The organism is Pseudomonas sp. AL10 (assembly GCF_029960685.1).
Classification (GTDB): domain Bacteria; phylum Pseudomonadota; class Gammaproteobacteria; order Pseudomonadales; family Pseudomonadaceae; genus Aquipseudomonas; species Aquipseudomonas lactis.
Genome location: NZ_JASBQZ010000037.1, coordinates 20547 through 39407 on the forward strand (window position 1 = coordinate 20547; position 18861 = coordinate 39407).

18 protein-coding genes and 1 other RNA gene are annotated in these 18861 nt (G+C 61.1%); 7 read left to right on the forward strand and 12 right to left on the reverse strand.

Going from position 1 to position 18861, the window contains the following annotated elements; all coding sequences use genetic code 11:
• The 10 genes from murD to rsmI all read right to left on the reverse strand — a co-directional run bounded on the left by murD (position 1) and on the right by rsmI (position 10371).
• The gene (murD, locus tag QK296_RS23835) at positions 1–1347 is read right to left on the reverse strand and encodes a UDP-N-acetylmuramoyl-L-alanine--D-glutamate ligase (protein ID WP_034134893.1); all 1347 of its coding nucleotides are present in this window, start codon (positions 1345–1347) and stop codon (positions 1–3) included.
• Positions 1348–1353: 6 nt separating this feature from the next.
• Entirely contained in the window at positions 1354–2436 is a 1083-nt protein-coding gene (mraY, locus tag QK296_RS23840; RefSeq protein ID WP_003188670.1) for a phospho-N-acetylmuramoyl-pentapeptide-transferase, read from the reverse strand.
• Positions 2436–3806, reverse strand: a complete 1371-nt coding sequence (murF, locus tag QK296_RS23845; RefSeq protein ID WP_003188669.1) for a UDP-N-acetylmuramoyl-tripeptide--D-alanyl-D-alanine ligase — start codon at positions 3804–3806, stop codon at positions 2436–2438. The genes mraY and murF overlap by 1 nt, the downstream gene beginning before the upstream one ends.
• A complete protein-coding gene (locus tag QK296_RS23850) occupies positions 3799–5262 on the reverse strand; it encodes a UDP-N-acetylmuramoyl-L-alanyl-D-glutamate--2,6-diaminopimelate ligase (RefSeq protein ID WP_003188667.1) in 1464 nt (487 codons plus the stop codon). Before QK296_RS23850 ends, murF begins: the two co-directional genes overlap by 8 nt.
• Positions 5262–7004 (reverse strand): penicillin-binding protein 2, encoded by a 1743-nt coding sequence (locus QK296_RS23855; RefSeq protein WP_019816949.1) that lies wholly within the window; start codon positions 7002–7004, stop codon positions 5262–5264. Before QK296_RS23855 ends, QK296_RS23850 begins: the two co-directional genes overlap by 1 nt.
• The gene (gene ftsL, locus QK296_RS23860; RefSeq protein ID WP_003188663.1) at positions 7004–7297 is read right to left on the reverse strand and encodes a cell division protein FtsL; all 294 of its coding nucleotides are present in this window, start codon (positions 7295–7297) and stop codon (positions 7004–7006) included. Before ftsL ends, QK296_RS23855 begins: the two co-directional genes overlap by 1 nt.
• A complete protein-coding gene (gene rsmH, locus QK296_RS23865) occupies positions 7294–8235 on the reverse strand; it encodes a 16S rRNA (cytosine(1402)-N(4))-methyltransferase RsmH (protein WP_087149552.1) in 942 nt (313 codons plus the stop codon). The genes ftsL and rsmH overlap by 4 nt, the downstream gene beginning before the upstream one ends.
• 2 nt (positions 8236–8237) lie before the next feature.
• Positions 8238–8693 carry a division/cell wall cluster transcriptional repressor MraZ gene (gene mraZ, locus QK296_RS23870; protein ID WP_003171868.1) on the reverse strand — a complete coding sequence of 152 codons (456 nt, stop codon included), beginning with the start codon at positions 8691–8693 and terminating at the stop codon, positions 8238–8240.
• A gap of 355 nt (positions 8694–9048) precedes the next feature.
• An RNA gene (gene rnpB / locus QK296_RS23875) (RNase P RNA component class A) lies at positions 9049–9402 on the reverse strand.
• Between the two features lie 96 nt (positions 9403–9498).
• Entirely contained in the window at positions 9499–10371 is an 873-nt protein-coding gene (rsmI, locus tag QK296_RS23880) for a 16S rRNA (cytidine(1402)-2'-O)-methyltransferase (RefSeq protein ID WP_282391421.1), read from the reverse strand.
• 209 nt (positions 10372–10580) lie between these two features.
• On the opposite strand from rsmI, the gene QK296_RS23885 reads away from it, so the two are divergent.
• From QK296_RS23885 to QK296_RS23900, 4 genes are all read left to right on the forward strand, one after another.
• Entirely contained in the window at positions 10581–12392 is a 1812-nt protein-coding gene (locus QK296_RS23885; RefSeq protein ID WP_282391423.1) for a penicillin-binding protein activator, read from the forward strand.
• On the forward strand, positions 12392–12763 hold the full coding sequence (locus QK296_RS23890; protein ID WP_003188656.1) for a YraN family protein: 372 nt from the start codon (positions 12392–12394) through the stop codon (positions 12761–12763). The genes QK296_RS23885 and QK296_RS23890 overlap by 1 nt, the downstream gene beginning before the upstream one ends.
• 93 nt (positions 12764–12856) lie before the next feature.
• The gene (locus QK296_RS23895) at positions 12857–13450 is read left to right on the forward strand and encodes a phosphoheptose isomerase (RefSeq protein ID WP_007904374.1); all 594 of its coding nucleotides are present in this window, start codon (positions 12857–12859) and stop codon (positions 13448–13450) included.
• Positions 13447–14028, forward strand: a complete 582-nt coding sequence (locus QK296_RS23900) for a BON domain-containing protein (RefSeq protein ID WP_003188655.1) — start codon at positions 13447–13449, stop codon at positions 14026–14028. The genes QK296_RS23895 and QK296_RS23900 overlap by 4 nt, the downstream gene beginning before the upstream one ends.
• A 206-nt stretch (positions 14029–14234) precedes the next feature.
• On the opposite strand, the gene QK296_RS23905 is transcribed toward QK296_RS23900, so the two are convergent.
• Both QK296_RS23905 and QK296_RS23910 read right to left on the reverse strand, forming a co-directional pair.
• Entirely contained in the window at positions 14235–15008 is a 774-nt protein-coding gene (locus tag QK296_RS23905; protein ID WP_003188654.1) for an OmpA family lipoprotein, read from the reverse strand.
• Between the two features lie 178 nt (positions 15009–15186).
• Positions 15187–15831, reverse strand: coding sequence for an MBL fold metallo-hydrolase (locus QK296_RS23910; protein ID WP_014716965.1), 645 nt, complete (start codon positions 15829–15831; stop codon positions 15187–15189).
• Positions 15832–15986: 155 nt separating this feature from the next.
• Here QK296_RS23910 and QK296_RS23915 point away from each other — a divergent pair, with 155 nt between their 5' ends.
• Genes QK296_RS23915 through QK296_RS23925 form a run of 3 tightly spaced genes read left to right on the forward strand, consistent with a single transcriptional unit; the run spans position 15987 to position 18848 of the window.
• A complete protein-coding gene (locus tag QK296_RS23915) occupies positions 15987–16577 on the forward strand; it encodes a paraquat-inducible protein A (RefSeq protein WP_034134888.1) in 591 nt (196 codons plus the stop codon).
• Positions 16574–17218 carry a paraquat-inducible protein A gene (locus QK296_RS23920; RefSeq protein WP_003188648.1) on the forward strand — a complete coding sequence of 215 codons (645 nt, stop codon included), beginning with the start codon at positions 16574–16576 and terminating at the stop codon, positions 17216–17218. The genes QK296_RS23915 and QK296_RS23920 overlap by 4 nt, the downstream gene beginning before the upstream one ends.
• Complete coding sequence (locus tag QK296_RS23925) at positions 17199–18848, forward strand: MlaD family protein (protein WP_014716962.1); 1650 nt, start codon at positions 17199–17201, stop codon at positions 18846–18848. The genes QK296_RS23920 and QK296_RS23925 overlap by 20 nt, the downstream gene beginning before the upstream one ends.
• Positions 18849–18861 lie beyond the last annotated feature (13 nt).

Below are 18861 nucleotides of genomic sequence, written 5' to 3' on the forward strand. Positions count from 1 at the left end.
TCATGCCAAAGCCTCCACGGCGCGGGCGAACAGGTGGCCGCGCTCTTCATAGTTCTTGAACATGTCGAAGCTGGCGCACGCGGGCGACAGCAACACCGCATCGCCGGGCTGGGCCAGGGCTTTGCACTGGGCAATGGCGTCGTCCAGGGAAGCTGCGCGTACTTGCGGTACAGCGTCACCGAGGGCGGCGGCGATCAGGTCCGAATCGCGGCCCATCAGCACCACGGCGCGGCAATGGGCGGCCACTGGCGCTTTAAGGTCCTTGAAGTCGGCACCCTTGCCATCACCACCGGCGATCAGCACCAGCTTGCCGTCGATATCGGCACCCAGGCCTTCGATGGCCGCCAGGGCCGCACCGACGTTGGTGGCTTTGGAGTCGTTGTAATAGCTGACGCCATTGAGGTCGCGCACCCACTGGCAGCGATGCTCAAGCCCGGCAAAGGTGCGCAGGCTGGCGAGCATGGCGTCGAATGGCAGGCCAACCGCGTGACCGAGCGCCAAGGCCGCCAGGGCATTGGACTGGTTGTGTGCGCCACGGATCTTCAGTTCGCGTACCGGCATCAGGTTCTGGAATTCGAACGCCAGGTATTTCTCGCCGTTCTCTTCACGAATGCCGAAGCCTTTGAAGTCCGGTTTGCCCAGGCCGAACGTCCAGCAGGGCATGCCCTCGCCCATCAGCGGACGGCTCAGGGCATCCTGACGGTTGACGACAAATTGCCTGGCGCCACGGAAAATCCGGTGCTTGGCCAGGTGATAAGCCGGCAGGCCGCTGTAGCGGTCCATATGGTCTTCGCTGACGTTCAGTACCGTCGCCACTTCGGCGCCCAGGTCGTGGGTGGTTTCCAACTGGAAGCTCGACAATTCCATCACGTACAGCTCGACGTCGTCGCTGAGCAGGTCCAGGGCCGGCACGCCAAGATTGCCGCCGACAGCCACACGCTTGCCCGCCGCCGCTGCCATCTCACCCACCAGGGTGGTAACGGTGCTCTTGGCGTTGGAACCGCTGATGGCCACGATCGGCGCCTTCGCGTTGCGCGCGAACAGGTCGATATCGCCGGACAGCTTCACGCCACGGGCCGCCGCCGCTTGCAGGGCCGGTGTCGCCAGGGCCAGGCCCGGGCTCACGTAGAGCTCATCGGCACGGCACAGAAACTCGACATCCAGCTCGCCACAACGCACTTCCACGTGCGGGTAGTCACGGCGCAGCGTGACCAGCTCCGGTGGATTTTCCCGCGTATCGGCCACAGCAAACGACGTGCCCCGGTTCGCCAGGAAGCGAACCAGGGACATGCCGCTCTTGCCGAGGCCGACAACGATGCGGAAGTGGTCTGAAGCGATCAGGGACACTCGTTTCTACCTCAGTTTCAGGGTGGCAAGGCCGACCAGTACCAGAATCACGGTGATGATCCAGAAGCGGACAATCACGCGTGGCTCAGGCCAGCCCTTGAGTTCAAAGTGGTGGTGAATCGGCGCCATGCGGAACACGCGGCGCCCGGTCAACTTGAAGGACGCGACCTGGATGACCACCGACAGGGTTTCCATCACGAACACGCCGCCCATGATGAACAGCACGATTTCCTGGCGAACGATCACCGCGATGGTGCCCAAGGCCGCGCCCAGCGCCAGTGCGCCGACGTCGCCCATGAAGACTTGTGCCGGGTAGGTGTTGAACCACAGGAACCCCAGGCCGGCACCGATCAGCGCGCCGCAGAACACGATCAGTTCACCAGCGCCCGGTACATAAGGAATCAACAGGTATTCCGCGAATTTCACGTTACCCGACAGGTAGCAGAAGATGCCGAGCGCGCCGCCCACCATCACCGTCGGCATGATCGCCAGGCCGTCGAGGCCGTCGGTCAGGTTCACCGCGTTGCTGGAGCCGACGATCACGAAGTAGGTCAGCACCACAAAACCAACACCCAGCGGGATGCTCACGTCCTTGAGCATCGGGATGATCAAGGTGGTTTCCACGGCACTTGGCGCGGTGGTGTACAGGAAGATCGCGGCGGCCAGGCCGAACACCGACTGCCAGAAATACTTCCAGCGGCTTGGCAGCCCCTTGGAGTTTTTCTCGATCACTTTGCGGTAGTCATCCACCCAGCCGATGGCACCGAACAGCAGGGTCACCAGCAGCACCACCCACACGTAGCGGTTATGCAGGTCGGCCCACAGCAAGGTGCTGACGCCGATGGACGACAGAATCAGCGCACCGCCCATGGTGGGCGTGCCGGACTTGGACAGGTGCGACTGCGGGCCGTCGTTACGAACCGATTGACCAATTTGCAGGTTCTGCAGGGTGCGGATCATCCACGGCCCTAAAAACAGCGACAAAGACAGCGCGGTCAGCACACCCAGGATCCCGCGCAGGGTCAGGTACTGGAAGACCGCGAAGCCTTTGTGGAACTGTTGCAGATACTCAGCCAGCAGCAGCAGCATTAATGTTTCTCCGTACTTGAGCCACACAAGGCTGCGACGACGTTTTCCATCACCGCGCTGCGCGATCCCTTGATCAAAATGGTTGTGTGTGTGTCATGTTCAGCCGCCGTCAACGCCTGGATCAGCTCGGCCTGGCTGGCGAAGTGCCGCGCGCCAGGGCCGAAAGCGTTGACCGCATGGGCCATGTTCGTGCCAACGGCGTAGAGCGCGTCCACTTTGCCGGCGGCATAGGCGCCGACTTCACGGTGGCCTTGTTCAGCCCAATCGCCCAGTTCGCCGATGTCGCCCAGTACCAGGACCTTGCGCCCATCAAAGCCTTTGAGCAGGTCCACAGCGGCATTGATGGAGGACGGGTTGGCGTTGTAGGTGTCATCGATCACGCGCATGCCGTTGCCAGCCAGTTGCGCCACGGTGCGGCCCTTGACCGGCTGCACCGCGCCCAGGCCTGTGGCAATACCGAACAGCGACACACCCAGGGCATGGGCGGCAGCGGCGGCGGCCAAGGCGTTGGCGACGTTATGGTTGCCTAGCAAATTCAACTGCACGTGCTCATCACCTTGCGGGGTGTGCAAGGTGAAAGACGGGCAGCCACGGGCATCGACATTGATGTTGGAGGCGTAAAAATCGGCTGCGGCATTGAGCACCGCAAACGTCAGGACCTTGCGACCGGCGGCGCGTACATGCCAGGTCTCGAAGGCCTTGTCATCCAGGTTCAGTACCGCAGTGCCCGAAGCGTCGAGGCCTTCAAGGATTTCGCCCTTGGCTTCGACGATTTTTTCCGGGCCGCCGAACTCGCCGACATGGGCGGTACCGGCGTTATTGATGATCGCCACGTGCGGCTGGGTCAGCGCCACGGTGTAGGCGATTTCGCCGATGCGCGAAGCCCCCAGTTCGATCACTGCCGCCGTGTGTTCCGGGGCCAGTTCGAGCAGGGTCAGCGGTGCGCCGAAATCATTGTTCAGGTTGCCACGGGTCGCGAGTACCGGCCCGCGCGTGCGCAAGACGCCGGCAAGCAGTTCCTTGACCGTGGTCTTGCCGCTGGAACCGGTAATGGCCGCCACCGGCTTATCAAAAGCGGCGCGGTTAAGCGCGCCCAGTTGGCCCAGGGCCAGGCGGGTGTCGGCTACCAGCAATTGCGGCAAGGCGGAATCGGCCACTTCACGCTGAACCAAGGCACCGACGGCACCTTTGGCGGCAACGTCGTTGAGGTAGTCGTGGCCATCGAAACGCGGGCCGGCCAGGGCGACAAACAGTTGCCCCGGCTGGATGTTACGGCTGTCGATACTCACGCCATTGAATGTGCAGTCGCTCGACAGCACACGGGCCGACAGGGCCTGGGCCAGCTCGCTGAATGTCATCGCTTTAAGCATGGGCGACCTCCCAGGCGGTCAGGGCGTGATCCGCCTCGACCAGATCAGAGAAGGCATGGCGCTCACCGTTGATTTCCTGATAGTCCTCGTGACCTTTACCCGCCAGCACCACTACGTCGTCCGCGCCGGCACTGGCGATCAACTGCGCAATGGCGGCGCCACGGCCCGCGACAAAGGTGGCCTTGGAGGCGTCTTTGAAGCCGACACGGATGTCGTCGAAAATCTGGCTCGGGTCTTCGCTGCGTGGGTTGTCGTCGGTGACGAGTACGCCATCGGCCAGGCGCTCGACAATCTCGGCCATCAATGGGCGCTTGCCGCGATCGCGATCACCGCCGCAACCGAACAGGCACAACAGTTTGCCCTTGGCATGTGGGCGCAGGGCTTCGAGGACTTTTTCCAGGGCATCCGGAGTGTGGGCGTAATCGACCACCACCAGCGGTTGTGTGCCGCCACCCAGGCGCTGCATGCGACCGGCCGGGCCTTCCAGCTTTGGCAGTACCCGCAGGATTTCATCCAGGGCGTAGTCCAGGCCCAGCAGTGCGCCGATAGCGGCGAGCACGTTACTCAGGTTGAACCGCCCGAGCAAGGTGCTGCGCAAGTGGTGCTCGCCCTGCGGCGTCACCAAGGTGGCACGCACGCCTTCGTCATTGAATTGGGCTTCGCGGCAATACAGGTAGGCGCTGGCATCTTGCAGGCTATAGCTGATCAAGCGCGCGTCGCTGTCTTGGCCCGCCAGTTGGCGGCCAAACGCGTCGTCGAGGTTGACCACCCGGCACTTCAGGTCATTCCAGGCAAACAGCTTGGCCTTGGCTGCGGCGTACGCTTCCATGGTGCCGTGGTAGTCGAGGTGATCGCGGGACAGGTTGGTCATCACCGCCACGTCAAAGGCCAGGGCAGTGACACGCCCTTGGTCCAGACCGTGGGAAGACACTTCCATGGCAACCGCCTTGGCGCCGGCCTTTTTCAGGTCGGCCAGGGTCGCTTGTACGGCAATCGGGTTTGGCGTGGTGTGCAGGCCGCTTTGCAGCGCGCCATAGAAACCGGTGCCCAGGGTGCCGACGATGCCGCAGTGCTGACCCAGCAGGTCCAACGCCTGGGCGACCAATTGGGTCACGCTGGTCTTGCCGTTGGTACCCGTCACGCCCACCAGGTTGAGTTGGCGGCTCGGGTCACCGTAGAAACGCCCGGCGATGTCAGAAAGCTGCGCAGCCAGGCCCTTGACCGGAATCAACGGCACATCGGTGATCGGCAGCACGGTGGCGCCTTGCACTTCATAGGCAACCGCCGCCGCACCGCGTTGCAGGGCATCGGCGATATGCGCACGGCCATCGAGCTTACCGCCGGGTACCGCCAGGAACAGATCACCGGCGCGCACATTACGGCTGTCCAGGGTCAGCTCACGAATCAGCAGATCGTGGCCGGCATGGGCAAAAATCTTGTTCAGGCTAAGAGACATCAGCCGCGCCCTCCATTGGCTTTAACAGCAGCGGCCGGCGGGCCGGCGTTGGCTTGTTGGGTCGGCGGCAGGTTGTCCGGCGTGATGTTCATCAGGCGCAGGGTGCCGGACATCACTTTGCTGAACACCGGGGCCGAAACCAGGCCACCGAAGTAGCCGGCTTTACTAGGCTCGTCGATGACCACGACGATGGCGTAGCGCGGGTCGCTCATTGGGCCGAAGCCGGCGAACAGCGAACGGTAGGAGTTTTCGGCATAGCCTTTGGTGCCCACCGAAGTCTTGCGCGCCGTACCCGACTTGCCCGCAACGTGGTACGCCGGCACCTGGGCGCGGAATACGCCACGCGGTGCCTCGATCACTTGTTGCAGCATGCCTTGCATGGTCTTGGCGACGTTTTCCGGGATCACTTGGGTGGCTTTTGGCGCTTCGTCGACATGGATCAGGCTCAGTGGAACCATGCGGCCGTTATTGGCCAATACCGAGAAAGCGTGGGCCAACTGGATGGCGGTCACCGACAGGCCGTAGCCGTAGGACAGCGTGGCAGTCTCGGCTTTTCTCCATTCGCGGTAGTTCGGCAGGTTACCCACGCGCTCACCTGGGAAATCGAGGCCGGTGGGTTGCCCCAGGCCGATTTTTTGCGCCAGGTGATAGATCGTTTCACCGCCAATGTCGAAGGCAACCTTACTCATGCCCACGTTACTGGAGTTGATCAGGATGCCTGTCAGATCCAGCACCGGACCTTCAGTGCGGGATACGTCACGAATAGTGTATTTGCCCAACTGCAAGGTGCCTGGGTAAACCTCGACCTTGTCGCTAGGTTTCCAGCGCCCGGTTTCCAGGGCAGCGCTCATGGAGATGGCTTTCATGGTCGAACCCGGCTCGAACACGTCGATCATTGCGCGGTTACGCATCATCGCCGGTTGCAGGTTGCGACGGTTGTTGGGGTTATAGGTCGGCTGGTTGACCATGGCGAGGATCTCGCCGGTCTTCACGTCCATGATCACCAGGCTGCCGGCTTTGGCGCCGTTCTCGATGATCGCGTTACGCAGTTCGCGGTTGGCCAGGTATTGCAGGCGCAAATCGATCGACAACGCCAGAGGCTTGCCAGCCTTGGCGTTCTTGGTGACCTGGACGTCCTTGATCAGCCTGCCGCGCCGATCCTTGATGACCTGGCGCTTGCCCGGAACCCCAGCCAGCCATTCGTCATAGGCCAGTTCGACCCCTTCGCGGCCGTGGTCATCGATGTCGGTGAAACCCACCATGTGCGCGGTGGTTTCACCGGCCGGGTAGAAACGCCGAAATTCCTCGATACCGTAGACACCGGGGATTTTAAGGTCGAGCACTTGCTGGCCTTGCTCAGGGGTAAGCCCGCGCACCAGGTAGATGAATTCTTTGTTGGCCTGGGCTTCCAGGCGCTCGGTCAGGGCCTTGCGGTCTTGCCCCAGGGCAGCCGCCAGTTCAGGCCACTTGTCCTTGGCAACTTGCAGTTCCTTGGCGTTGGCCCACAGGGTGGTCACCGGGGTACTGACGGCCAGGGGCTCGCCATTACGGTCGGTGATCAGGCCGCGGTGTGCAGGAATCGGAATATGCCGCAGGCTGCGGGCGTCACCCTGGCCGATCAGGAAGTCGCGGTCGACGACCTGCAGGTCGAAGATGCGCCAGACGATCGCGCCCACCATCAATGCCAGCAAGCCGAGCATCAGGCGAAAGCGCCACGGGTAGAGTGCCCCTTCGAGTTTCATCATGGCGCCACCATGCGGACTTCAGCCGCGCCAGGGATGTGCATCTTCAGCTGTTCGGTGGCCAGCACTTCGATACGGCTGTGGGCCGTCCAGGTGCTTTGCTCAAGGATCAACCGGCCCCACTCTGCCTGGGCTTTATCACGCACGCTCAATTCCCCGTACAGGGTATTGAGCAACTGACGGTTCCAGTGGGCGCTGTAGGACACCGCAATCGCGGACACCAGCACGCCGACAAACAGCAGCAACATAAAGAAGCTGCCGCCCGGGAGGGGCTTGGCGAAAAGCTTGCTCACCGCAACTTCTCCGCAACACGCATGACGGCGCTACGGGAACGTGGGTTGGCCTTGAGTTCGGCTTCGGAAGCGAACTGCGCTTTGCCATGGATTTTGATTTTCGGCACAAAGGCTTCGAAACGCACCGGCAGGTTACGCGGCAGGTTATCGGATTCGCCCTTGACCAGACGACGCATGAAGAGTTTGACGATGCGGTCTTCCAGGGAGTGGAAGCTGATCACCACCAGGCGACCGCCCACTTCCAAAGCATCCAGAGCGGCTTCGAGGCCGGCTTCCAGATCGCCCAATTCGTTGTTGACGTGAATGCGCAGGCCCTGGAACGCACGGGTCGCCGGGTTCTTGCCCTTTTCCCAGGCCGGATTGGCGACCTTCAGCACTTCGGCCAGGTCAGCGGTGCGTTCGAACGGCTGGATTTCGCGGCGCTCGACCACGGCACGCGCCATGCGCCCGGCGAAGCGCTCTTCACCATATTCCTTGAACACACGGGCGATTTCTTCCACCGGTGCGGTGGCGATGAACTGTGCAGCACTGACCCCACGGGTAGGGTCCATGCGCATGTCGAGGGGGCCGTCGTTCATGAAGCTGAAGCCGCGCTCCGGGTCATCGAGCTGCGGCGAAGACACGCCCAGGTCGAGCAGAACCCCGGCCACCTTGCCCGCCATGCCGCGCTCGGCAACTTCGGCGCCCAGCTCGGCAAAGCTGCGCTGCACAACGACAAAGCGGCCGTCTTCGGCCGCTAGCGCTTGCCCGGTGGCAATCGCTTGAGGATCTTTGTCGAACCCGAGGAGTTTGCCGTCGGACCCGAGCTGGCTGAGTATCAACCGGCTATGCCCGCCCCTGCCGAATGTGCCATCGACATAGCAGCCATCGGCACGTACGGCGAGAGCCTCAACGGCTTCGTCAAGCAGTACGGTGATGTGGTTAAAGCCGCTATCAATAGTCACAGGATCAAATCACGCAGTTCATCAGGCATGGCGCCCGGTTGTTGAATAGCAGCCAGGTCCGCTGCAGACACAGCATCCCAGGCATCTTCGTCCCACAATTGGAACTTGTTCAGTTGGCCTACCAGCATTGCGCGCTTGTCCAGCTTGGCGTACTCGCGCAGTCGCGGAGGCACCAGGAAACGACCGCTGCCATCGAGTTCAAGGTCGACGGCATTACCGATCAGCAAACGCTGAAGGCGGCGGTTTTCTTCTCGCAATGAAGGCAGCGCGCGCAACTTGGTTTCAATCAACTCCCACTCGTCGAGGGGGTAAACACACAAACAGGGGTCAACGGCGTCAATCGTGATGATTAACTGCCCTGAACTTCGCGAAATGAGCTCGTCACGATACCGGCTCGGCATGGCGAGACGGCCTTTTGCATCGAGACTGATAGCGTTAGCTCCGCGAAACACAGATGCGTTTCTCCAAATTTTAGCGTTTTACGTTCAAAAAACCCACTTTGTGCCACTTTCCGCCACTTGCGCACACTATAGGAATGCGCCCACCACACCGTCAAGGCGCGTATTCAAGGAAAAGCCTTACAGAACGGAGATTTAGGAAGGTAAAGGGAGGAGAAACGAGAGTTTTGCGATGTTTTTGACTCAACAACAGCAAACAGCTCAAAGAGCTAGGGCTTAAAGTTAAAGTGTTTTATTAAGAGTAAGATTTTTTTGGTATTACGAAGATGCATCTGCCAATGATTTGGCAGGGAGGGATTCTTGCGTTACTACCGGGTTTGCGCACGAGATTCGAACGCAAGGAGAAAAGGTGGAGAGTCGATCTGTAAGCCGGGTTCTGTCTTGAACAGTCATTCGTCTACGATGGCCATCACTGGACATCTTTAGCAACCTACCCGGTCCCAGCGCGGGCCACGCCTTGGGACCCTATTTGGTCTTGCTCCAAGTGGGGTTTACCTAGCCACGAACTGTTGCCAGTCGTGCGGTGCGCTCTTACCGCACCTTTTCACCCTTACCGGCACCGAAGTGCTTAGGCGGTTATTTTCTGTGGCACTTTCCGTAGGCTCACGCCTCCCAGGCATTACCTGGCACTTCGCCCTATGGAGCCCGGACTTTCCTCCCCCCCCTAATTTTCATAGAGGGCAGCGACTGTCCAATCGACTCTCCGCCGCGAAGGTTAACGGCACGGCGGCTTGAGGACAAGTATTAAAAGTGCAGCATTGCCATCACGTTCAGACGAAATACAGTTTTGGCCCCGGAACTATTCGGCCTTCTGTTTATCGAGCGCGAGCTGATACAACACATTCTTGCGCACCCCGGTAATTTCGGCAGCCAGGGCGGCGGCGCGCTTGAGTGGCATTTCCTTGAGCAACAAATCGAGGATGCGCATGGCCTCGCTGCCCACCGCGTCTTCACTCTCCGGCGCGGTCCAGCCGGCTACCAGCACCACGCATTCGCCGCGCTGCTGATTGCTATCGCCCTCGACAAACGCCCGCAACGCCTCCAGCGGCAGCCCCTTGAGGGTTTCGAAGGTCTTGGTCAACTCCCGGGCCAGCAAGGCCAGGCGCTCGCCGCCAAACACCAGCTCCATGTCTTGCAGGCATTCAAGAATGCGATGCGGGGCCTCATAGAAGATCAAGGTGCGCGGTTCTTCTTTAAGTGCCTGCAGACGCGCCCGACGCCCTACAGCCTTGGCGGGCAGGAAGCCTTCGAAGATAAAGCGGTCCGAGGGCAACCCGGCGGCCGATAATGCAGCAATCAGCGCGCAGGCTCCTGGAACAGGCACTACATTGATACCAGCGGCGCGCGCCTGGCGGACCAGGTGGTAACCAGGGTCGGAAATCAGCGGCGTGCCCGCGTCGGAAATCAGTGCGACGTCATCACCCGCCAAAAGGCGCGTGATGAAGCGGCTACCCTCTTCACGTTCGTTGTGTTCGTGGCAGGCCGCTAATGGCGTGCTGATACCAAAATGCTGCATCAACCGTTGGGAGTGCCGCGTGTCTTCTGCCGCGATCAATTTCACCTCGCGCAACACCTTCAGCGCCCGGGCACTGATGTCGTCCAGGTTGCCAATGGGCGTCGCCACCACAAAAAGCGAGCCTGCAGTGGAATTCAAAGGACCTGGAGCAGTCAAAGCGCACACCTCGATGGTTGGCAAAAGTCACATTGTAGCGCGTAGAAGCCTTGAAAATATGCCATCACGGCCGATGCCGTTTCAGCCACCGTCAGCTACTGGCAACATTTGCACGACCTAAATCCACGGTTTAACGCCATGAACATCGCGCCTGGGCCAGTGCTTGGGTACACTTCCACGCTAATTTGATCGGTATCAGGAACACTTACATGATCGCTTGCCTGCGGCTGCTCTCCGCCCTCTGCCTCGCTGCCTTGCTGGCCGCTTGCGCCAGTTCGCCCTCCTCCAGTTTTGGCGAACTGCCACGCACGCCCGATGCCAGTATCGAGCAACTGCTCGAACAGGCGACGAACGCCAAGACGCCAGAAAAAGCCGCGTTGCTGCGCCTGAGCGCGGCAGACCTGGCCTACCAGCAGAACAATCCAGGCCGCTCCTCGCAGATCCTTGCGCAAGTGCCCCTGGATGCCCTGAAGCCAGCCGCGCAAGTATTTGCCAGCACCCTGGCCGCAGAACTGGCCATGGGGCGCAACCAGCCCAAGGCGGCCTTGGCAGCGCTGAACCACCCCAGCCTGCAAAGCCTGAAGGAACTGCCGACCGACCAGCAGATCCGCACCGGCACCGTGCATGCACGCGCCTATGAAGCCGACGGCCAGACCCTCGCCGCCGCTCGTGAGCGCGTGGCCATGGCGCCCCTGCTGACGGGCGAGGCTGCCAGCAGCAACCACGAAGCCATTTGGGTATTGATTGCCGCGCTGCCAGCCGAACAGCTGCAAGCCACCGGCAATCCGACACTCGATGGCTGGATCACCCTGGCCCAGGCGGTCAAGGGCGCCGGTACGCTGGAGCAACAACAAGCCGCCATCGACACCTGGCGCGCGCAGAACCCGGGCCACCCGGCGGCGGTGCAACTGCCAGCGCCGCTGACCAAGCTCAAGGAACTGGCCAGCCAGCCCCTGAACAAGATCGCCCTGCTGCTGCCCCAGGAAGGCCCGCTGGCCGCTGTGGGCAAAGCGCTGCGCGAAGGCTTCATGGCGGCTCACTACCAGGCTGAACAAGCCGGGCAAAAGCCACCGGTTATCGAGTTCTATGACAGCTCGCGCCTGACCTCCCTCGACGACTTCTACGCCAAGGCCCAGGCCGCCGGCGTGCAACTGGTGGTCGGCCCGCTGGAAAAACCGCTGGTCAAGCAACTCAGCGCACGCCCGCAGTTGCCGATCACCACCCTGGCCCTGAACTACAGCGAGACCGATCAAGGCCCGGCGCAGCTGTTCCAGTTCGGCCTGGCCGCTGAAGACGAAGCCCGCGAAGTATCGCGGCGCGCGCGTGCCGATGGCCTGCATCGCGCCGCCGCCATGGTGCCCCGTGGCGAATGGGGTGAGCGCGTGTACAAGGCGTTCCGCCAGGATTGGGAAGCCAATGGTGGCACCGTCATGGGCGTGGAATATGTCGATCAGCCTGTGGCCCTGGCCCAGCAGATCGCCGATCTGTTCCAACTGCGCAAGAGCGAAGGCCGCGCCAAGAGCCTGCAAAGCACGGTCGGCACCGACGTGGCCGCCCAGCCTTCGCGTCGCCAGGACATCGAGTTCATCTTCCTGGCCGTCACGCCGCAACTGGCCCAGCAGATCAAACCGACCCTGAACTTCCAATACGCCGGCGATGTGCCGGTGTACGCGACCTCTCACGTGTTCAGTGCCAGCGGTGACCGCAACCAGTACCTGGACATGACCAATGTGATGTTCTGCGAAACCCCTTGGCTGCTTAACACCACCGACCCGCTGCGCAACCAAGTCGCCGCACAATGGCCGCAAGCCAATGGCAGCCTGGGCCGCCTCTATGCGATGGGCGTGGATGCCTACCGCCTGGCGCCACGCCTGGGCCAGCTCAAGGCACTGCCGGACACTCGTGTCGACGGCCTCTCGGGCAACCTGGGCATCAGCGCCAACCAGCGCGTCGATCGCCAGATGCCGTGGGCGAAGTTCGTCGGCGGCGACATTCAGCGCCTGCCTGATACCCCACGCTGATGCCCGAGCGGTCCAGCGCACAAAGCGGCAAGGATGCCGAACTGCATGCACTCAATTACCTGCAACAACAGGGTCTGCGCCTTCTGGCGCAGAACTGGTTATGTAAACGCGGCGAGCTTGATCTGGTCATGCTTGACGGCGATACAGTAGTATTCGTCGAAGTCCGCTACAGAAAACACGCACAATGGGGTGGCGCGCTCGCCAGTATCGACGGGCGCAAGCGTCAAAAGCTGATACTCGCTGCGCAGTTTTTTCTGCAAAAAGAGCATCGCTGGGCTGACTGCCCCTGCCGTTTCGATGTGGTTGCCATGGAAAGCACCCCGTCAGGCACAGCTGATCTGACCTGGCTCAAAAATGCCTTCGACAGCTGATTCGCCGGGCACCTTCACCACTCATTTTTGCTCTTTGCTTTGCGGGCTGCACATTACCTGTGCCAAACAGCCGCGCTACTTAAGGTCACACAGATGGACATGCAATCCCGAATTCGCCAGCTTTTCCAGGCCAGCATCGACACCAAGCAACAGGCGATGGACGTACTTGCACCGCACATCGAGCAAGCCAGCCAGGTGATGGTCAATGCCTTGCTCAACGAAGGCAAAATGCTTTCGTGCGGCAACGGTGGTTCGGCCGGCGATGCCCAGCATTTTTCCTCCGAGCTGCTCAACCGCTTCGAACGCGAGCGCCCGAGCCTGCCGGCTATTGCCTTGACCACCGATTCGTCGACGATCACTTCGATTGCCAACGACTACAGCTACAACGAAATCTTCTCCAAGCAGATCCGCGCCCTCGGCCAGCCCGGCGATGTGTTGCTGGCGATTTCCACCAGCGGCAACTCGGCCAATATTATTCAAGCGATCCAGGCCGCACATGATCGCGAAATGATTGTCGTAGCCTTGACCGGTCGCGACGGCGGCGGCATGGCGTCGCTGCTGCTGCCTGAGGACGTGGAGATTCGCGTCCCGGCCAATGTCACTGCACGTATCCAAGAAGTTCATCTGCTGGCGATCCACTGCCTGTGCGATCTGATCGACAGCCAACTGTTCGGGAGTGAAGAATGACCGTTAATCGCCTCAGTCTTTTGGCCATCACGCTGTGCGTCGCCATCAGCGGCTGCAGCTCGGCTATCACCGCTACACGGGACACCCCTATCCAGGACGACCGGGGCACACGCACCTTCGGCAGCACCATTGATGATTCGCTGATCGAAACCAAGGTGAAGGTCAACGTCGCCAAGGCCGCTACCGACCTGGGCAACGGTGCCTCGCGCATTGTAGTGACCAGCTTCAATGGCGTGGTCCTGCTGGCAGGCCAAACGCCCCGCGCCGATCTCAAGGCCCAGGCCGAGCAAGCCGCCGCCGGCGTGCAACGCGTCAAGAAGGTCCACAACGAACTGCAGGTCATGGACCCGATCACCCTGCTGGCCATCAGCAACGATGCCCTGCTGACCACCAAGATAAAGGCCCAGATGCTGACCGACAGTGCGGTGCCTGGTTCGCGGATCAAGATCGTCACCGACAACGGCATCGTCTACATGATGGGCCTGCTGACCCAGGCCGAAGCCACCCGCGCCGCCAACCTGGTGCAGGGCGTGTCGGGCGTACAGAAGATTGTGAAGGTGTTCGAATACATCGACTGATGTAGATCGAAGGAGCCTGATCGTTCCCACGCTCTGCGTGGGAACGCATCCCGTGACGCTCCGCGTCACCGCACACGCTTCAGCTTTTGCGCCAAGAGTAGGACGCGGAGCGTCCGAAGGAGCGGGCATTCCCACGCAGAGCGTGGGAACGATCAAAAAAGGGCGCCGTGCATTGACTGCACGGCGCCCTTTTTAGTGTTTAACGTTTACTGGTATTGCTGGTACGGGTTGCCCTGGAACTGGTTGTTCTGCTGTGGCGCCTGCTGCTGGCCCGCAGGTTGGCCGTATTGCTGGCCAGGGATCGGGCCGAGGTTGACCTCGACACGACGGTTCTGGGCACGGCCGTTCACATCGCCGTTGCTGGCAATCGGGTTATCCGGGCCGGCACCGCGTGCGCTCAGGTTGGCACCGTTGACGCCTTGGGAGGTCAGGTAGTTGGCCACGCTCTGCGCACGGCGCTGGGACAGGTCCATGTTCAGTTGACGGCTACCGGTGCTGTCAGTGTAGCCAACGATCTGGATGGTGTTCTGGTTGAACTGCTTGAGGGAGTTGGCCAGGTTGTTCAGCGGCTGGTAGAAGCTGCTGGAGATCGCGTCCGAGTTGGTGGCGAAGGTAATGTTACCCGGCATGATCAGCTTGATCTGGTCACCCTGGCGCTGCACCTCAACCCCGGTGTTGGCCATGCTTTCACGCAGTTTTTTCTCTTGCTGGTCGGCGTAGTAGCCATAACCTGCCGCACCGGCACCCGCAACCACCGCGCCAATCAGCGCGCCCTTGCCACGGTTGTTATGGTCGATGGCCGCACCGGCCAATGCGCCAGCCAGCGCACCGAGGCCGCCGTATTTGGCGGTTTTGCTCATGCCGCTTTCGGAACCATTGCTGGCCTGTCCCTGGCTGCCGTCATAAGGGTTAGGTGAAGCGCAGCCAGACAACAGGGCTACGGCGGTAGCGACAACAAGCAGACGACGCGGAGTGAACATGAAGGAAGCTCCTACTTTTGCATTCTGTGATGCAGAGGACATTGGCAATGGACCTGTGCCGAGTTTGGAACGCGACAAACGGCAAAAATTCCGTGGAGGGGTGCGTAAAGCATAGCTGTCTTTGGCTCGGGCCTGTGCCTGTGTGTCTGTACCGGCTTGTATCAGAGCCGACAACCCATCACGCACGCACGAAAGGATTCTCCCGCATCTCATCGCCCAGCAACGTATCCGGCCCATGCCCAGTGACCACCGTCGCGCCTTCGTCCAGCGTATACAGGCGCTGCTTGATCGACCGCACAATCGTCGCCTGGTCGCCGCCCCATAAATCCGTACGCCCTACCCCGCGACGAAACAAGGTATCGCCGGCGATCAACAGCTTGGCGTCGGCAAACCAGAAACTCATCGAGCCCGGTGTATGCCCTGGGGTGTGCAAGGCCACGCCGCAGCCGCAGGCCAGTTCTTCGTCATGCTCCAGCCAGCGATCCGGAGACGGCACCGGGACGTAGGGCACGCGAAACATCTGGCATTGCATTTCCAGGTTGTCCCACAGAAATTGATCATCCTTATGCAGGTGCAACGTAGCACCGGTCTTTTCCTTCAATTGGCCGGAAGCCAGGAAATGATCAAGGTGAGCATGGGTGTGGATAATGCTCACCACCTTCAGGCCCAGCGCATCAAGGCGCGCCAGAATCAACTCGTGATTGCCGCCGGGGTCGACGACGATGGCTTTTTTTGTGACCGGGTCACCAATGATGGTGCAGTTGCACTGCAACGGGCCGACGGGAAAGGTTTCGCGAATCAACGGTTGTTTTTCAATAGTCATGGGTGTCCTGCAAGCTCTCTGGCGCGTTCCAAGTGCAGTATGGTGTAGCTTGCCCCTGCGCGGGAAGGCGTCGATTGCGCGGTCTATCCGCTGCTAAGCTACACACGCGCCATTGAAATCCCCCGCTGCAGTCAGTCGCATTTGGAGCAACACCCATGGCGAATCAACAGATCATCTGCGAACACTGCGACTGCGTGTACGAGAAAGTCACGCTCGCCAAACATCAGAAAGCCCTGTGCGTACGTTGCTCGGGCGTGCTGCAGCGCTATAACGGCCTGTCGGTGCAACAACGTCTGGCCCTGACGGTGACTGCCGCAGTGCTGTGGACCTTTGCCAACTTTTACCCGGTGATGAGCATCAGCCTGCAAGGCTTGAAAAACAGCGCCACCCTCTGGGACTCAGTGGTTGCACTGAGCCTGGGGCCAATCACGTTCATTGCACTGGTGGCAGCGATCTCCATCATTATCGCCCCGGTGTTTCAGCTAGCGTTGCTGATCTGGGTGCTGAGTTTCGCCTTGGCCGGCCGGCGCTCGCCAGCGTTCAAGCTGTGCATGCGCTGGCTCGAAGCGCTCAGGCCTTGGAGCATGCTGGAGGTGTGCCTGCTGGGCGCGATGGTCGCGGTGTTCAAGCTGGCCGGCATGCTGGATGTGATCCCTGGCACCGGCCTGTTTGCCTTGGCCGCCCTGAGCCTGTTGCTGATCCGCATTGCCGGGCGCGATGTGCGTGACCTGTGGGACACCGTATGAATTCACCGCCCACCGCTCGCGAGCTGAACCTGTGCCTGTGCCACACCTGCGGCCAGCCCTGCGACATGCGCCTTGAACCCACCGAGTGCGACCGCTGTGGCGCCGCGCTGCATCGGCGCAAGGTGCAGTCCCTGACCCGAACCTGGGCCTACATGCTCACCGCCCTCGCCTTTTATGTCCCGGCCAATTTATTGCCAGTGATGAACACCACCATGCTCGGCTCGGGCGCAGACAGCACCATCATGAGCGGCGTGCTGGAGTTCTGGCAGCATGGCGCCTGGGACATTGCGCTGATCATTTTCATCGCCAGCATTGCCGTGCCGGGCATCAAGTTCTTGTCGCTGGGGCTGCTGCTGGTCACCGTGCAGCGCAATAGCCAGTGGGCGCGCAAGGAGCGTTCGAAGCTGTTTCGGTTTATCGAACTGATCGGCTACTGGTCGATGCTCGATGTCATCGTGGTCGCCCTGGTGGCCGCGCTGGTGAAGTTTCAAGCCCTGGGCACGATCGAACCGCGCCTGGGTATTCTGTTTTTTGGCCTGGTGGTCGTGTTTACGATGCTCGCGGCCATGAGCTTTGATCCCCGGCTAATCTGGGAAAACCCACCTAACGAGGAGACCTCGGATGAGCTCATCCAAGGCTGACACCCCTGCGGGGCAACCCGTGATCAAGACGCGTCGTTTCAGCGTTTCGCTGGTCTGGATCGTGCCGATTGTCGCCGTGCTGGTGGGGATCTCGCTGGTGATCCACAGCGTCATGCAACAAGGGCCGACCATCGTCCTCAACTTCAAGACCGGCAGCGGGCTGGTTGCCAACAAAACCGAGGTCAAATACCGCAACGTGGTGATCGGCCAGGTAACCGCCGTGGCCCTGAGTGATGACCAGAAAAGCGTCAACGCCACCGTCGAGCTGGTCAAACAGGCCGAAAGCTTCACCCGCGAAGATTCGAAATTCTGGGTGGTGCGCCCGCGCATTGGCGCAGGCGGCGTGTCGGGCATCGACACGTTGTTGTCCGGCGACTACATCGGCGCAGACATCGGCCAGTCCGAGACCCGCGCCAAGCACTTTACCGGCTTGGAAAACCCGCCGCCCATCACTTACGGCGAGCCGGGCAAGCGCTTCACCCTGCACACCCAGGCTCTGGGCTCCCTGGACATCGGCTCGCCGGTCTATTACCGCAAAATCCCGGTGGGCCAGGTGGTGGCCTATGAGCTGGACAACGAGGGCAAGGGCGTGAATGTCGAGATCTTCGTGCATGCGCCCAATGATGTGTACATCACTGAGAACACGCGGTTCTGGAACGCCAGTGGCGTCGACTTGAGCGTTGGCGCCAATGGCTTCGCGCTGAAAACCGAATCCTTGTCGTCCATGTTGATGGGTGGGATCGCCTTCCAGGCGCCGCCCTACAACCCCAATGACAAACCGGCCGAAGAAAGTCGCAGCTTTGAGTTGTTCGAAGACCAGCAAAGCGCCCTCGCCCCACCCAACGGCAAGGGCCAATACATGGTCCTGCGTTTCGATCAGGCTCTGCGCGGGCTGAAAGTCGACGCACCGGTGGAGTTCCTTGGCGTGGAGTTCGGCAGGGTTGTATCGATCAACCTGGATTTCGATGCGAAGAAACGCACCTTCCCGGTCAATGTCGGCATCGTGATCTACCCGCAACTGCTCGGCGAGGCCCACACCAAGCTGCTCAAGGCCATGAACAATAACCCTGACGATGAGGCCGCCGGCGTACGCCTGATTGGTACCTTCATCGAAAACGGCCTGCGCGCCCAGGCCCGCAGCGGCAACTTGCTGACTGGCCAGCTGTACATCGCCCTGGACTTCTACCCCAAGGCCGAGAAAGTCGCGTTCGACCCGAACCAGCGACCCGTGGGCATCCCCACCATCCCGGGCAACCTGGAACAACTGCAAGAGAAGTTCGAAGGCATCGTCAACAAGATCAGCCAACTGCCTGTCGAGCGCATTGCCGGCAACCTCGATGCCAGCCTGGTCGAACTGCGCAAGGGCCTGGCGCAATTCAACGCCAAGACACTGCCGGGTGTGCAGACGACCTTGGCCGACGTGAGCAAGACCCTGCAATCGGCCAGTTCAACCCTGGCCGAAGACTCGCCGCAGCGTGAACAACTGACCCAGACCCTCGACGAGTTGGGACGCATGTCGCGCTCCCTGCGCGAGCTTTCGGATTACCTGGGCCGGCATCCGGAGTCGCTGATTCGCGGCCGCCCCGATAATGCCGCACCGACGGACCTGCAAGGGCCACCCCGTAAATGACCATTGGAGCCGC

What these genes read in the sequence shown, in the direction of transcription:
- mraY (WP_003188670.1), bottom strand. Translation starts at nt 2,436, where the DNA reads ATGCTGCTGCTGCTGGCTGAGTATCTGCAACAGTTCCACAAAGGCTTC.
- murF (WP_003188669.1), bottom strand. Translation starts at nt 3,806, where the DNA reads ATGCTTAAAGCGATGACATTCAGCGAGCTGGCCCAGGCCCTGTCGGCC.
- QK296_RS23850 (WP_003188667.1), bottom strand. Translation starts at nt 5,262, where the DNA reads ATGTCTCTTAGCCTGAACAAGATTTTTGCCCATGCCGGCCACGATCTG.
- QK296_RS23855 (WP_019816949.1), bottom strand. Translation starts at nt 7,004, where the DNA reads ATGAAACTCGAAGGGGCACTCTACCCGTGGCGCTTTCGCCTGATGCTC.
- QK296_RS23885 (WP_282391423.1), top strand. Translation starts at nt 10,581, where the DNA reads ATGATCGCTTGCCTGCGGCTGCTCTCCGCCCTCTGCCTCGCTGCCTTG.
- QK296_RS23890 (WP_003188656.1), top strand. Translation starts at nt 12,392, where the DNA reads ATGCCCGAGCGGTCCAGCGCACAAAGCGGCAAGGATGCCGAACTGCAT.
- QK296_RS23895 (WP_007904374.1), top strand. Translation starts at nt 12,857, where the DNA reads ATGGACATGCAATCCCGAATTCGCCAGCTTTTCCAGGCCAGCATCGAC.
- QK296_RS23900 (WP_003188655.1), top strand. Translation starts at nt 13,447, where the DNA reads ATGACCGTTAATCGCCTCAGTCTTTTGGCCATCACGCTGTGCGTCGCC.
- QK296_RS23905 (WP_003188654.1), bottom strand. Translation starts at nt 15,008, where the DNA reads ATGTTCACTCCGCGTCGTCTGCTTGTTGTCGCTACCGCCGTAGCCCTG.
- QK296_RS23910 (WP_014716965.1), bottom strand. Translation starts at nt 15,831, where the DNA reads ATGACTATTGAAAAACAACCGTTGATTCGCGAAACCTTTCCCGTCGGC.
- QK296_RS23915 (WP_034134888.1), top strand. Translation starts at nt 15,987, where the DNA reads ATGGCGAATCAACAGATCATCTGCGAACACTGCGACTGCGTGTACGAG.
- QK296_RS23920 (WP_003188648.1), top strand. Translation starts at nt 16,574, where the DNA reads ATGAATTCACCGCCCACCGCTCGCGAGCTGAACCTGTGCCTGTGCCAC.
- QK296_RS23925 (WP_014716962.1), top strand. Translation starts at nt 17,199, where the DNA reads ATGAGCTCATCCAAGGCTGACACCCCTGCGGGGCAACCCGTGATCAAG.